The sequence below is a fragment of the Spongiactinospora rosea genome (assembly GCF_003315795.1).
GTDB lineage: Bacteria > Actinomycetota > Actinomycetes > Streptosporangiales > Streptosporangiaceae > Spongiactinospora > Spongiactinospora rosea.
Genome location: NZ_QMEY01000036.1, coordinates 61,282 through 74,616, shown reverse-complemented (window position 1 = coordinate 74,616; position 13,335 = coordinate 61,282). Strand labels below are relative to the sequence as shown.

The window sequence follows — 13,335 nt, the reverse complement described above, 5'->3', positions numbered from 1 at the left end:
TGTCGGCCTCGGCCGACATCAACGCCTCGGCCATGGTCTTCACCATGGAGCGCAACATGTCGGGGTCATCGGTCTGGAGTTGCTTCGTCAGCCACTGCTGGGGCGTCACACTGTTGTCTGCGGCCATCGCTGGTCTCCTTCGATCTTGAACTGTGCATTCGAAGGATCACGCGATGGCCGTTCTCGTTCCTCGTCGCCACGCTTGTGACCTGGTCAAACTCGTACACCACTTCCGTGGACGCAACCCCGCCGTGCCCGCCGCCCTCTCGGCTGGGCGGGGGCCTGGCCACCGCAGCACCTTTTGAGGGGGGCGGATCTTGTACGCTCGCGGCTGTATAGTGCGAGGCGCAATAAGGGGGGATGTGATGGCAGGGCGGAAGGCTGGGCCCGACCTGGTGGGGCTCACTGTGCTGGCGCTGCTCTCGGTCAAGCCCTCGCATCCCTACGAGCTGCACCGCTTCATCATCGACACCCACAAGGACTACGTCCGGGGCCTGCCGCGCAGCCTGTACCACGCGGTGGACCGGCTGGCCGAGGGTGAGCTGATCGTGCCGGTCGAGACCACCAAAGAGGGTCGCCGGCCGGAGCGGACCGTTTACCGGATCACTCCGGAGGGACGGGCCGAACTGTCCACCCGGCTGCGGCGGCTGCTGGAGCAGCCGCACGATGACATGCGCACCCTCACCGCCGCCGTCTCACTGATGGGCGCACTGCACCCGGACGACGCCGAGCACGCCCTGCGTACCCGCACAGCGGCGCTGGAAGGCGCCATCGCCAGCCTGAACGCGCACTTGGCCGCCCAGGAGGCGAGCGGTCTGCCCCGCATTCTGCTGCTCGAACTCGAATGCGAACGTGCCCTCCGCGCCGCCGAACTGGCCTGGGTACACGACGTACTCACCCGCATGAGTTCCGGCACCCTCTCCTGGACCCGCCCCACCAACGCCACCCTCCTCGCCACCCTTCCCACCACCGATGGCGACGATGGACCCACGCCGGAATAAGTCTCCTCGTCCACCGGCCCCGGGGCAGGGCTCGCGTAGGGCCACCTGACGCCGGTTCCCTTGTTGCCGGGGGCGGCGATTGGCCTGTGTCAGAGTGAGGCCCGTCGCCTACCCGTCTCAGAGTGGTGGCATGCGTGGGGCTGTCTGGCGCCGATTCGCCTGCCGCCGCGGGGCCATGTCGGCCGCGGAGTGGGGGTCTTGGCTTGTGCGGGCCTGCTGTTGGAGGTGGCCGCAAGTGGCGGGCTCATAGGGCGGTGGCCCTGGGTGGGGCTGTCTGGCGCCGATTCGCCTGCCGCCGCGGGGCCATGTCGGCCGCGGAGTGGGGGGCTTGTCTTGTGCGGGCCTGCCGTTGGAGGCGGCCGCAAATGTGAGCCCTTGGGGCGGTGGCCCCGGGTGGGCTGTGTGGTGCCGGTTCGCTTGCAGCCGAAGAGTCATGCCGGCCCGGAGTGGGGGATTGGTTTGTGGGCCTGCTGTTGGGGGTGGCGGCAAATGGTGGGCTCTTGGGGCGGTGGCCCCGGGTGGGGCTGTCTCGGGCCAGTCTCCCAGTTGTGGTGGTGGGGAGCGGTCGCGGCTCCGCCTGGGGGTCGTTCGTGGTGGCGGGTGGCCGGATGGCCGATGGGTGGTGGAGCTGGGTGACTGGCCCGAGTCCGGCGGTCATGGCCGGGGCCTTGGGTTGGGGGGCCGTTTGGGGCGGCCCGGGTGGTCAGGACAGTTTCTTGGAGATGTCCTCGGCTCGTTGGTCGGCGCTGCGGCTGGCGGCGTCGGCCTTGTCAGCGATCTTTTCGCCCGCCTGTTCGGCCTTGTCGCCCACCCATTGGGTGGCGTCGGCCGCGGTCTCGCGCATGGTTTCGGACCACTGCTGGGCGTTCCTGCGGTACATCAGGTAGCCCGCGGCGCCCAGCGCCAGGCCGCAGACCAGGAACAGCAGCGGTCGGCGGGACCTCGCGGGCTTGGGATCGACCCGCCTTGCGGCCTCGCTCAGGATCGCGCTCACCCTGGGGGCGATTTGGTCCTCGACCGAGTGGGCCGCCTGGTCTAGCCTTGGAGCGGCCCAGGTTCGGGCGTCCACGATCCGGCCGGCGGCGATGTCGCGCGCGTTGTCGGCCATCGGGCCGACCTGTTCGCGGGCGCGTATGGCACGGGCCTTCATCCAGCCCTGCCACGTCTGCGGCCCGGTGGCCGTGACGTGGCGCTTCTTTCCTCTCAGGGACACGTCAACCTCCCCTGCGTTGGGACCCCGACGGCACCCCTTCCCCTGCCAAGGCGGCTCAATCATGGCCGTCCGTGAGAGGATGCCGGTTGGCCTTTGGGGCCGCCGTCAGGAAACTACGACAGACACCGCCTGTCCGGCAGGCGTAGCAAAAGGGGGCAGCCTCCGCATGGCTGAGAAACTCATCGCAACGTTGCGTACCAACCAGGGAACGTTCAAGGTCACGCTTTTCCCCGACCACGCGCCCAAGACGGTCCGCAACTTCGTCGAGCTGGCCGAGGGCACGCGGGAATGGACGCACCCCGAGACCGGCGAGAAGGCCAAGAACAAGCTGTACGACGGCACGATCTTCCACCGGATCATCCCCGGGTTCATGATCCAGGGCGGCGACCCGCTCGGCCAGGGCATCGGCGGGCCCGGGTACACGTTCGACGACGAGATCCACCCGGACCTCTACTTCAACCGCCCCTACCTGCTGGCCATGGCCAACGCGGGCAAGCGCATGGGCAAGGGCACGAACGGCTCGCAGATCTTCATCACCGTCGGCCCGCAGCCGCACCTCAACGGCAAGCACACCATCTTCGGTGAGGTCACCGAGGGTTCCGACGTGATCGACCGGATCAGCCGCGTGGAGACCGGCCGCAACGACCGTCCGGTCGAGGACGTCGTGATCGAAGAGGTCACGATCGAGCGCGGCTAGCGCGACCTCGCGGCAAGGCCGAAGCCCGCGGGAGCGGAACCCGGGCGTACGAGGCGGCGGTCCCGCCCTTGGGACCGCCGCCTCGCGTATCCCGCCGCCTCGTGTATCCCGGTGGCACCGGGAAGACTGGACGCGGCATCAGCGGAAGGTGATTAGGGTGGCACTGAAGCAGCGCATGGGCGAAGGGGCCTTGAGTACGCGATGACCACCCAGCCACCCGTCCCGCCGACCGAGTCCGGCCAGCCGGGAGCGGCGGTTCCGACGTGTTACCGCCATCCGGACCGCGAGACCTACGTCAGGTGCCAGCGCTGTGAGCGTCCCATCTGCCCCGACTGCATGCGCGAGGCCGCGGTCGGGCACCAGTGCGTGGAGTGCGTCCGCGGCGGCAACAGGACGGTACGCCAGGCCCAGGCCGTCTTCGGCGGCCGGGCGGTCGCCGTCCCGAGGGTGGCCTACGCGCTGATCGCGATCAACGTGGTCGCCTACGCCCTGCAGACCTTCATCCCGAGGTTCACCCAGGACTTCGCGCTGAGCCCGCTCCACGTCTACGACGGCGGCGAGTGGTACCGGATGATCACCGCGGCCTTCCTGCACTACCCGCTCGCCCAGGGCACGCTCGGCCTCACGCACATCCTGTTCAACATGTGGGCGCTCTACGCCATCGGCCCCGAGCTGGAACGACGGCTCGGCAGCGCCCGCTTCGCCGCGCTCTACCTGGTGTCGGCCCTCGGCGGTTCGGTCGCCGTCTACCTGCTCGGCGATATCACGGTCGGCGCGTCCGGCGCGATCTACGGGTTGTTCGGCGCGCTGTTCGTGGTCAGCAAGCGCCTGGGGTACGACCCGCGCGGCGTGGTGTGGCTGGTCGTCATCAACGTGGCGCTCACCTTGTTCCTGGCCGGCTACATCAGCTGGCAGGGCCACCTGGGCGGCCTGGTCACCGGCGGCCTGGTGGCCGCCGCCTTCGCCTACGCCCCGGCGAAGAACCGCTCCCTCGTGCAGTGGGCCGCCGTCGGAGTGATCGTGGTCGCGCTGATCCTCACGGTCCTACTGCTCCCGCCGTACGCCACGCTGAACGCGCTCTGAAAACGAAACGACGGCACGCCGAAGCCAGGCGCCGAATCAGGGCATATCGCCCCGGCATCCGGCGCCTTCCCCAGGCTGTGGATAAAACTGTGGAAAGGTCTAACGCCAGCGGGTGGAGAGAACCACACCGAAGATGATGAACACAAACCCGATCAGCAGGTTCCAGTTTCCGAGCGGGCCGATGAACGGCGTGCTGGGCGCGACATAGTAGACCGCGATCCACAAGATCCCGATGATCCAGGCGACCACCATCGTCGGCGCCAGCCAACGGGGGCTGACCTTGACCGTCTGGGCCTTGGCAGGCGGCGTGTAGACCGCCTTCTTGCGCGTCGTCTTGGGCTTGGGCACGGGAATCTCCTGGGGTGGGCGTTCTGTGAGGGCTGACGAACACCCTCAGTGCTTTCGTTGGCTAGCGTAATCGCCGTCAAGTAAGACTGGTGTAGACCGGTGTAAGGATAGTCGGCGGAGACATGACATGGCGATTCCCCGGGTGCTGGTCGTGGACAACCACGACAGTTTCGTCCACAACATCGTGCAGTACCTGCGCGAGCTCGGGGCCGGCTGCGACGTCCGCGCCAGGGACGCGGTCACCGTGGACGACGCCACGGCGGGCTTCGACGGCGTGCTGATCAGCCCGGGGCCGGGCACGCCGGAGGCCGCGGGGGTGAGCGTCCCGCTGGTCCGGCGCTGCGCGGAGGCGGGCGTGCCGGTGCTGGGCGTCTGCCTGGGGCACCAGGCCATCGCCGTCGCCTACGGCGGCACGGTGGGCCGCGCGGGCACGCTCATGCACGGCCGTACCAGCGAGGTCACGCACGACGGCGAGGGCGTGTTCGCCGGCGTCCCGTCACCGGTCACCATGACCCGCTACCACTCGCTGGCCGTACGCGCCCTGGGGCTGCCCGAGGAGCTGCGCGTGACCGCGGTCGCCGAGGACGGCGAGATCATGGGCCTCCGGCACCGCTCGGCGGCCGTCGAAGGCGTGCAGTTCCATCCAGAATCCATCCTTTCCGAATACGGTCACCGCCTGTTGGGCAACTGGCTGTCCGCGACGTGTAACGCAGGACGGCCCCCGAACGACTAACCAATGAGGCCCCCGCCGTTGCCCCCGAGCGGCGGGGGCCTCTTTTCATGCTCTGGTCCTTCGCAGACCAAAAAGGGCCCCCTGTGCCGCGCGGCACAGGGGGCCCTTTCGACGAACTCGACGAACTCGGCGAACCGGAGGCTCAGAACCCGTCGCCCGGAGGCTCACCCTGCTCGGGGAAGGGATCTTCCTCTTCCTCGGGGGTCGGCTCGGTGGTCGGCAGGTCGGTCGGGAAGTCGTCCGTCGGCTCCTCGGTGGGCTGCGTCTGCTCAGGACCGCTGGACACCAGGATCGTGACGGTGGTACCGGGGTTGAGCGGGGTGCCCGCCGGCGGGCTGGTGCTGATCACATTGCCCTCGGGGACGTCGGGGCTGGCCTGCATGGTCACCTTGACCTTGAAGCCGGCCTGCCGCAGTGCCTTCGTCGCGTCGGCCTGCGTGTACTGGGTGACTTCGGGCACCTCGACCCGGTCGCGCGGCACGAAGATCTTGACGTTCGCGCCCTCGTCGGCCTTCTCGCCCGCCTTGGGATCGGTCTGGAAGACCTTGTTGGGCGTGCGGCTGACCGGCTTGGTGCTCACCGACACCGTGAAGCCCTCGGCCTCCAGCGCGGCCTTCGCGTCCTCGGGCGACTGCCCGATGACATCGGGCACCACGACCTGCTTCTTGCCCTTGGAGACCTTCAGCTTCACTTCGCTCTGCGGCGGGACCTCGGTGCCGGCCGCGGGATCGGTACCGATCACCGCGTCCTCTTCGACCTCGTTGCTGTACTCAGTGACCTGGACGACCTTCAGCCCGGCGTCGGTCAGTGCCTTGGCCGCCGCCGTCGCCTGCTGGTTGGTGACGTCGGGGATCGCCACGGGCTTGGTCGTGCCGTTGTCGCCCGGCGAGCTGAGGAACATGTACCCGATGCCGATGAACGCGCCGATCACCAGCAGCGGGATCACGATCCACAGCGTCGTGCGGAGCGCCCCGCCGCCGCGGGAGGGCGGCGCGGCACGTCTGCGCCCGCCGGCGCGGGTGGGCTCGTCGCCGTACTCGTAGTCGGGGATCGCGCCGGTGCCCTGGGTCGCGGGGCCGCCGCCGGGGGCGACCATGGTGCGCGTGCCGTTGCCGTAGTTGCCGCCGGTCATCGCCATCGTCTGCGGCGGCGCGTCGACCGGCATGCCGGACATCGCGCGCTGGATGTCGGCCCGCATCTCCCCGGCGCTCTGGTAGCGGTGCGCCGGGTCCTTGGCCATCGCCTTCAGCACGACCGCGTCGGCCCACTGCGGGATCTCCCGGTCGATCTGCGACGGCGGGATCGGCTCCTCCCGGACGTGCTGGTAGGCGATCGCCACGGGGGAGTCGCCGGTGAACGGCGGCTGCCCGGTCAGCAGCTCGTACAGGACACAGCCGGTGGAGTAGATGTCGCTGCGCGCGTCGACCCGCTCGCCCCTGGCCTGCTCCGGCGAGAGGTACTGGGCGGTGCCGATCACCTGCGCGGTCTGCGTCATCGTGGCGGCCGAGTCGGCCATCGCCCTGGCGATGCCGAAGTCCATCACCTTGACGTCGCCGGCGCCGGTGATCATCACGTTGGCCGGCTTGATGTCGCGGTGCACGATGCCGCCGCGGTGGCTGTAGTCGAGCGCCCGCAGGATGCCGTCCACCAGCTCCGCCGCCCGCTCGGGCAGCAGCCGCCGGTCGGCGCGCAGCAGGTCGCGCAGTGTCCGCCCGTCGACGTACTCCATCACGATGTACGGCACCGGAGTGCTTTCCATCATGTCCTCACCGGTGTCGTAGACGGCGATGATCGACGGATGGTTCAGTGAAGCGGCCGACTGGGCCTCCCGCCGGAACCTGGCCTGGAACGTGTGGTCCCTGGCGAGGTCGGAGCGGAGGGTCTTGATCGCTACTATTCGGTCCAGTCGGATGTCCCTGGCGCGGTACACCTCGGCCATGCCGCCGCGCCCGACGATGCCGTCGAGCTCGTAGCGACCACCGAGTAGCCGAGGCTGAGTCATTTCCTGCACTGTCCCTTACCGTTCATCATCGGGTGCGGCGCGCCGAGAGGCCGTCTGTGTCCATCATCGACCCCATATCGCATTACGTCTGCCCGTTCTGTGGGTTGGTCTCACCCGGGTCGGGAGTGTCAGTCGGCGTCATGGTGGGAGTGGTGGGGGTCTCTGTGGGCGTTGGGGTCGGAGTCGGGGTGGGCGTCGGCTTAGGAGACGGCTTACGCGTAGGCGTAGCCGATGAGCTTACGCTAACCGACGGAGTCGGTGTCGGCCGCGACGACTTTACCGGTGGTGCGGTGGTGCGTGTTCGTGTCGCGGGCCGTGTCTTGTCCGGCGATTTGGATTTCGCCGATTCGGTGTTGTCCACCCACGGGGTCGGCTCTTCTTCGCCGTCCACGCCGACCTGTGGTTTCTGCGGCGGGAGCTGGGCGAGGGCCAGGCCGCCGAACCCGACCACCGCCGCGCAGCCGGCCGTCGCGACCAGCACCGTCGTACGGCGGCGCCGCCGGCGACCCCCTCCGTGGCCGGATGCGGCCGGGCCGGGGGCCGCGGCCGTGGTCTGGTCCGAAGATACGGACATGCCGGGAGCCTCGGTCGGCATGCCCGGAATACGTGACGCGTCGTACAGTCCGGGCTCGCCCGGCGTGCCGCGTTCGACGAACGTGGCGCCGGAGTCGTCGCTCGGGCGTACCCGCCAGCCCGCCGGGTCGGTGAGCCGGCGGAGGTCGGCCCCGCCCGAGGACGACAGCGACTCGCGCAGCGCGTAGGCGCGGTCGGCGGCCTCGCCGCTGCTCGCCGGGCGGCTGCCCAGATCTTTGGCGAGCATCGCCAGCACCAGCGCCCGCACCGGGGCGGGCACGTCGCCGGGCAGCGGCGGCGGCGGGTCGTTGAGGTGCTGGAGCGCGATCCCCACATGTGTGTCGGCGACGAACGGCGGGCGTCCCGCCAGGCACTCGTAGGCGACGACGCCGAGCGAGTAGAGGTCGGTGGCGGGCGTGAGCGTCGCCCCGGACGCCTGCTCCGGGCTGACGTACTGGGCGGTGCCCAGCACCGTGCCGGTCTGCGTCATCGGGGCCGCCTCCATGGCCCTGGCGATGCCGAAGTCGGTGATCTTGATGACCCCGGCCTGGGTGACCAGCAGGTTGCCCGGCTTGATGTCGCGGTGGATGATGCCGGACGCGTGCGCCGTGGCCAGCGCCCGCGCCGACTGGTGGATCACGTCCAGCACCACGTCGGCGCTCAGCCGCGGGTTGCGGGCCAGGATCGACGCCAGCGGCTCGCCGTGGACCAGCTCCATCACCAGGTAGGCGACGTCGGCGTGCTCGCCGTAGTCGTAGACCTGGGCGATGCCGGGGTCGGACAGCCCGGCGGTGATCCGGGCCTCGGTACGGAACCGCCGCCGGAAGGCCGGATCGGCGGCGACGTGCCGGCGCAGCAGCTTGATCGCCACCTCGCGGCCGAGCAGCTCATCGCGGGCCCGCCAGACCTCGCCCATCCCCCCGGTGGCGATACGGCTCACCAGGAGGTAGCGATTGCCGAGCTTGAGGCCCCGCGAGGTCATCGATCCAGCACCGCTTCCATGACCGCCTTGGCGATCGGCGCGGCGGTGTGGCCGCCGGAGGCGTCGGTGCCCGCGCTGCCCGACTCGACCAGGACCGCGACGGCGACCTCAGGGTCGCTGACGTCGGCGAAGGAGATGAACCACGCGTGCGGGGCCTGGCCCTCCGCGGTCTCCGCGGTGCCGGTCTTGCCGCCGACGTCCACGCCGGGGATGCGCGCCGCGGTGGCCGTGCCGTTGTTCACCACGCTGAGCATCATCTGCTGGAGCTTGTCGGCCGTCTCCGGGCTGATCGCCGTGGTCAGCTCCTCGGGCTTGGCGGTCTCCACCTCACTGCCCTCGGAGTCGGCGATCTTGTTGATCAGGTACGGCTTCATGACCTTGCCGTCGTTGGCGATCCCGGCCGCGATCATGGCCATCTGCAGCGGCGTCATCTGGTTGCTGCGCTGGCCGATGGACGCCTGGGCCAGGGCCGCGGCGTCCTCCTTGGGGCCGATGCCGCTGCCCTCCACGCTCATCGGGATCTCCAGGGGCTCACCGCCGATGCCGAACTTCTTCGCCTGTTCCAGCATCTTGTCGTACCCGAGCTCCATGCCCATGGCGCCGAACGGCGTGTTGCAGGAGCGTTCGAGCGCGAACTGGAGCGTCACCCGGCCCGCGCCGCACGCCGAGCCGCCGTAGTTGGGCAGGTCGGCGCTGGTGTTGGGCAGGTCGAGACGCTGCGGGGCGTCCACCATGGTGGAGGGGCCGCGACTCGGGTCCTCTTCCAGGTAGGCGGCCATGGTGAGCACCTTGAACGTCGAGCCCGGCGGGTAGGTGCGGTAGATGGTCCGGTTGATCAGGGGCTTGTTCTCCTTCTTGTCCAGCTCGGCGTACCGGCCGAAGACGTCGGCCTTGTTGATGCCGGACAGCTCGTTGGGGTCGTACGTCGGCACCGAGACCATGGCGAGGATCGCCCCCGTCTTGGGGGCGATGGCCACGACCGCGCCGCGCTTGCCGCTCTTGCGCAGCGCCTCGTACGCGGCCTCCTGCGCCTCGGGCACGATGGTGAGGTCGACGTTGGCGCCCTTGGTCGCCTTGTTGGTGAACAGGTCGATGCTGCGCCGGACCAGCAGCGAGGGGTCGCTGCCGTCGAGCAGCGAGTCGCGGGAGCGCTCGATCGCCGACTCGCTCTCCGGCGAGAAGAAGCCGGTGATGTGCGCGTACAGCGGGCCGTGCGGATAGCGGCGCTGGTACCGGAAGTCGGAGTCGGGCTTTTCCACCGACTCGGCCAGCACCTCGTTGCCCGCGGTGATCCGGCCCCGCTCGACCTCGTAGCGGGCGTAGAAGTTGCGGTTGTTGCGGGGATCTTCGCGAAGATGCTCCGCGCGCACGGCCTGCAGGTAGTTGATGTTGAGCATCAGCAGGCCGAACATCAGCAGACAGGCGATCGACGCGCGCTTGAGCGGTCCGTTCATCGCTGGAACACCTGCGTCATCCCTTCGTCCTGGATCGCCTGCGGCGGCGGCCGGCGGGCCGAGTCGGACATCCGCACCAGCAGCGCGATCAGGATCCAGTTGGCCAGCAGCGCCGACCCGCCCTGCGACATGAACGGTGTGACCAGGCCGGTCAGCGGGATCAGGTTGGTGACGCCGCCGACGATGATGAAGACCTGCCAGGCCAGGATGAACGACAGGCCGCCCGCCAGCAGCTTGGAGAACGGGTCACGGGCCGCCAGCGAGGTGCGCAGCCCGCGCTCCACGATCAGCGCGTAGATCAGCAGCAGCGCCATCAGCCCGGTCAGGCCCAGTTCCTCGCCGGTCGCGGCGAAGATGAAGTCGGAGAACGACAGCGGGATGAGCTGCGGGTGACCCTGCCCGAGCCCGGTGCCGAGCACGCCCCCGGTGCCCAGCGCGAACAACCCCTCCATGAGCTGCGCGCTACCGCCGTCCTTGTAGAACAGCTCCGGGTCCTCGGGGTTGAGGTAGACCTCGAACCGGGCGGCGACGTGGTCGAACAGCATCCCGGCGAGCATCGCCCCGCCGACGAACAGCAGGATGCCGATGAGCACCCACGAGGTGCGCTGGGTCGCGATGTAGAGCATCGCGATGAACGTGCCGAACAGCAGCAGCGAGGACCCGAGGTCGCGCTGGAGCACCAGCACGCCCAGGCTGACCGCCCAGGTGATGAGCACCGGGCCGAGGTCGCGGGCGCGCGGCAGGTCGATGAACAGCAACCGGCGTCCGGCCAGCGCCAGGACGTCGCGCTTGGCCACCAGGTAGCCCGCGAAGAAGACGACGAGGGCCAGCTTGGCGAACTCGGACGGCTGGAGGTTGGCGAACCCCAGGCTGATCCAGATCCGGGCGCCGTTGAGCGTCTGGCCGAGACCGGGGATCAGCGGCGAGATCAGCAGCAGCAGGCCCGCGAAACCGGCGGTGTAGGTCATTCGCTGCAGCGCGCGATGGTCGCGCAGCACGATCAGCGTGACCGAGAACATGACGATGCCGACGCCGGTCCACAGGAGCTGGGTGCTCGCCGAGGCGAGCTTGGAGCCCCCGGTCTCGATCCGGTAGATCATCACCAGGCCGATGCCGTTGACCAGCGTCACCAGCGGCAGGATCAGCGGGTCGGCCCACGGGGCGAACTTGGCCAGCACCAGGTACGCGGCGAGCACCAGCCCGCCGAGCCCCAGCCCGTACGTGAGCATCCCGGCCGGGATGCGGCCGTCCACCGCCAGCCCCACGCTCGCGTACGCGCCCATCACGATCGCGACGGCGAAGGCGAGCATGGCGAGCTGTGCCCCGCGCCGCTTGGCCGGCATCGGGACGGCGGAACCGCTCGTGGTCACCGCCACGGCGGCGCTCCGATCACTGCTCGATGGACCGAACTCAACTAGGGAGACCTCGTCGATTGGGAAGTGGACCGGGTACGGGCGTCGGAGTCGGGGGGCGGCTCGGACACCGAGTCGGGCGGGGTGCTGTTGGTCTGCTCCTCCGGCTGCGTGGTGTCTTCGGGCTTCGGAGTCTGTTCCGGCTTCTGGGTGGACAGCGGGGCGCGCAGTTCGGCCACCCGCTTCAGGCCCTCATCGATGCTGGCCACCGGGATGCCGTTGCGGATCTGGCCCTGGTCGAACGCGTCGAGCGTGGCCACCGACTGCCCGGTGCCCTTCTCCACCTTGAAGAACCGCAGCGGGCCCAGCTCGGCGTCGACGCCGCGGAAGACGACGATCTCGCCGCCGCTCGCGCCGACGAAGAACTGGTCCTGAGTCCATCTCCAGGCGAAGTAGCCGCCGCCCAGGACCAGGACGGCGGCAACCGAGAAAACGCCCGCGAGGAGCGGCCAGACCCGCTTGCGCCGCGCCGGCGCCGCCGCGCCCATTGGCATTTCGAGGTCTTCGTCGATGATGACCGGCTGCGGCGCGGTGATCGTGGCCTGCCCGCCGGGGGCGTTGTGCGGCTGGGTGCGCACCCTGGTGGCCCCGGCCGCGCCCACGATGGCGGCTTCGCCCGCGATGAGCGTGTCGTCCTCGACCTCGATGACGTCGGCGACCACGCACGTGATGTTGTCCGGGCCGCCGCCGCGGTTGGCCAGGTCGATGAGGACCCTGACCGCCTCCTCCGGCTCGTCCACCGTGGTCAGCGTGTTGTGCATGGTCTCCGCGCTGACCACCCCGGACAGGCCGTCCGAGCACAGCAGGTAGCGGTCGTCGACCTGCGCCTCGCGCAGGGTGAGGTCGGGATCGACCTCGCCGCTGCCGTCCAGCGCGCGCAGCAGGATGGACCGCTGCGGGTGCGTGGCGGCCTCCTCCGGCGTGATCCGGCCGTCGTCCACCAGCGACTGCACCAGGGTGTGATCGTGCGTGATCTGGTACAGCTCGCCGCGTCTCAGCAGGTAGGCGCGTGAGTCGCCGACGTGGACCAGGGCGACCTGCGTGCCGTTCCAGAGCATCGCGGTGAGCGTGGTGCCCATGCCCTTCAGGCTCGGGTCCCGGCCGACCATCTCGTGCAGTTTGCGATTGGCGTCGCGTACCGCGGCCTCGATGGCGCTGAGCAGATCGCCCCCGTGAGTGTCCTTCTCAAGGGCGGCCATGGCGGCGATGGCGACCGAACTGGCCACCTCGCCGTGAGCGTGCCCGCCCATGCCGTCCGCGACGGCGAGCAGGCGACCGCTGGCGTAGGCCGAGTCCTCGTTGCCTTCGCGGAGGAGGCCGACGTCCGAGCGGGCGGCGTAGCGGAGTGCGATGGTCATTTGCGCAATTCGATGACGGTCTTGCCGATGCGGATCGGAACACCGAGCGGCACCGGAGTCGGACGGGTGACTTTAGAGCGGTCGAGGTACGTGCCGTTGGTCGAACCGAGATCTTCCACGATCCACTGACCGTCCTGGGGGAAGAGGCGGGCGTGCCGGCTGGAAGCGTAGTCGTCGCTGAGCACCAGCGTGGCGTCATTCGCCCGGCCGATGGTGATCGGCGTTTCCGAGAGGGTGATGATGGTGCCCTGCAACGGGCCACCGGTGACGACCATCTGCCGTGGCTCCCCCTTCCTGGGTTTGGCGACCGGCTTGTGCGGCTTGGCCGCCTTCGCCGCCTTGGGCGCCGTAGCCGTACGTGGCCCGAACAGGTCTGTCCGGATCACGCCGACCGCGGCGATCACAAAGAACCACAGCACCGCGAGAAACGCGAGCCGGATCAGCAGCAGCGTGAGCTCGGACATGGACCGTTTGTCTAC

At 69.5% G+C, this 13,335-nt stretch carries 12 protein-coding genes and 1 pseudogene; 4 read left to right on the top strand and 9 right to left on the bottom strand.

Translation table 11 applies throughout. The features are described from left to right. Window positions 1–127: pseudogene (locus DP939_RS49670) on the bottom strand (IS256 family transposase); the annotation flags it as partial. A gap of 238 nt (window positions 128–365) precedes the next feature. On the opposite strand from DP939_RS49670, the gene DP939_RS41935 reads away from it, so the two are divergent. Continuing rightward, window positions 366–1,001, top strand: coding sequence for a PadR family transcriptional regulator (locus tag DP939_RS41935; protein WP_113986420.1), 636 nt, complete (start codon window positions 366–368; stop codon window positions 999–1,001). Window positions 1,002–1,704: 703 nt separating this feature from the next. Here DP939_RS41935 and DP939_RS41930 read toward each other — a convergent pair. Then, complete coding sequence (locus tag DP939_RS41930) at window positions 1,705–2,214, bottom strand: YtxH domain-containing protein (protein WP_113986419.1); 510 nt, start codon at window positions 2,212–2,214, stop codon at window positions 1,705–1,707. A 166-nt stretch (window positions 2,215–2,380) separates the two neighbouring features. On the opposite strand from DP939_RS41930, the gene DP939_RS41925 reads away from it, so the two are divergent. Together DP939_RS41925 and DP939_RS41920 are read left to right on the top strand one after the other, a co-directional pair. Next, window positions 2,381–2,911 (top strand): peptidylprolyl isomerase, encoded by a 531-nt coding sequence (locus DP939_RS41925; protein ID WP_113986418.1) that lies wholly within the window; start codon window positions 2,381–2,383, stop codon window positions 2,909–2,911. A gap of 201 nt (window positions 2,912–3,112) precedes the next feature. Further along, window positions 3,113–3,994, top strand: coding sequence for a rhomboid family intramembrane serine protease (locus DP939_RS41920; RefSeq protein ID WP_113986417.1), 882 nt, complete (start codon window positions 3,113–3,115; stop codon window positions 3,992–3,994). A 99-nt stretch (window positions 3,995–4,093) separates the two neighbouring features. Here DP939_RS41920 and DP939_RS41915 read toward each other — a convergent pair whose 3' ends face one another. Then, on the bottom strand, window positions 4,094–4,342 hold the full coding sequence (locus DP939_RS41915) for a cell division protein CrgA (protein WP_113986416.1): 249 nt from the start codon (window positions 4,340–4,342) through the stop codon (window positions 4,094–4,096). 127 nt (window positions 4,343–4,469) lie between these two features. On the opposite strand from DP939_RS41915, the gene DP939_RS41910 reads away from it, so the two are divergent. Further along, the gene (locus DP939_RS41910; RefSeq protein ID WP_113986415.1) at window positions 4,470–5,075 is read left to right on the top strand and encodes an anthranilate synthase component II; all 606 of its coding nucleotides are present in this window, start codon (window positions 4,470–4,472) and stop codon (window positions 5,073–5,075) included. A 142-nt stretch (window positions 5,076–5,217) separates the two neighbouring features. On the opposite strand, the gene pknB is transcribed toward DP939_RS41910, so the two are convergent. From pknB to DP939_RS41880, 6 genes are all read right to left on the bottom strand, one after another. Further along, a complete protein-coding gene (pknB, locus tag DP939_RS41905) occupies window positions 5,218–7,077 on the bottom strand; it encodes a Stk1 family PASTA domain-containing Ser/Thr kinase (protein WP_113986414.1) in 1,860 nt (619 codons plus the stop codon). An 82-nt stretch (window positions 7,078–7,159) separates the two neighbouring features. Further along, the gene (locus tag DP939_RS41900; protein ID WP_113986413.1) at window positions 7,160–8,632 is read right to left on the bottom strand and encodes a serine/threonine-protein kinase; all 1,473 of its coding nucleotides are present in this window, start codon (window positions 8,630–8,632) and stop codon (window positions 7,160–7,162) included. Further along, a complete protein-coding gene (locus tag DP939_RS41895; RefSeq protein ID WP_113986412.1) occupies window positions 8,629–10,086 on the bottom strand; it encodes a peptidoglycan D,D-transpeptidase FtsI family protein in 1,458 nt (485 codons plus the stop codon). The genes DP939_RS41900 and DP939_RS41895 overlap by 4 nt, the downstream gene beginning before the upstream one ends. After that, the gene (locus tag DP939_RS41890) at window positions 10,083–11,429 is read right to left on the bottom strand and encodes an FtsW/RodA/SpoVE family cell cycle protein (RefSeq protein ID WP_113986427.1); all 1,347 of its coding nucleotides are present in this window, start codon (window positions 11,427–11,429) and stop codon (window positions 10,083–10,085) included. The genes DP939_RS41895 and DP939_RS41890 overlap by 4 nt, the downstream gene beginning before the upstream one ends. A 71-nt stretch (window positions 11,430–11,500) precedes the next feature. Beyond that, window positions 11,501–12,856, bottom strand: a complete 1,356-nt coding sequence (locus DP939_RS41885) for a Stp1/IreP family PP2C-type Ser/Thr phosphatase (RefSeq protein ID WP_199565758.1) — start codon at window positions 12,854–12,856, stop codon at window positions 11,501–11,503. Continuing rightward, the gene (locus DP939_RS41880; protein ID WP_111168509.1) at window positions 12,853–13,320 is read right to left on the bottom strand and encodes an FHA domain-containing protein FhaB/FipA; all 468 of its coding nucleotides are present in this window, start codon (window positions 13,318–13,320) and stop codon (window positions 12,853–12,855) included. The genes DP939_RS41885 and DP939_RS41880 overlap by 4 nt, the downstream gene beginning before the upstream one ends. Between the last annotated feature and the right edge of the window lie 15 nt (window positions 13,321–13,335).

Excerpts from the sequence above, each read along its gene's own strand:
- DP939_RS41910 (WP_113986415.1), top strand. The coding sequence starts at position 4,470 with ATGGCGATTCCCCGGGTGCTGGTCGTGGACAACCACGACAGTTTCGTC.
- DP939_RS41890 (WP_113986427.1), bottom strand. The coding sequence starts at position 11,429 with ATGCCGGCCAAGCGGCGCGGGGCACAGCTCGCCATGCTCGCCTTCGCC.
- DP939_RS41900 (WP_113986413.1), bottom strand. The coding sequence starts at position 8,632 with ATGACCTCGCGGGGCCTCAAGCTCGGCAATCGCTACCTCCTGGTGAGC.
- pknB (WP_113986414.1), bottom strand. The coding sequence starts at position 7,077 with ATGACTCAGCCTCGGCTACTCGGTGGTCGCTACGAGCTCGACGGCATC.
- DP939_RS41935 (WP_113986420.1), top strand. The coding sequence starts at position 366 with ATGGCAGGGCGGAAGGCTGGGCCCGACCTGGTGGGGCTCACTGTGCTG.
- DP939_RS41885 (WP_199565758.1), bottom strand. The coding sequence starts at position 12,856 with ATGACCATCGCACTCCGCTACGCCGCCCGCTCGGACGTCGGCCTCCTC.
- DP939_RS41920 (WP_113986417.1), top strand. The coding sequence starts at position 3,113 with ATGACCACCCAGCCACCCGTCCCGCCGACCGAGTCCGGCCAGCCGGGA.
- DP939_RS41895 (WP_113986412.1), bottom strand. The coding sequence starts at position 10,086 with ATGAACGGACCGCTCAAGCGCGCGTCGATCGCCTGTCTGCTGATGTTC.
- DP939_RS41880 (WP_111168509.1), bottom strand. The coding sequence starts at position 13,320 with ATGTCCGAGCTCACGCTGCTGCTGATCCGGCTCGCGTTTCTCGCGGTG.
- DP939_RS41925 (WP_113986418.1), top strand. The coding sequence starts at position 2,381 with ATGGCTGAGAAACTCATCGCAACGTTGCGTACCAACCAGGGAACGTTC.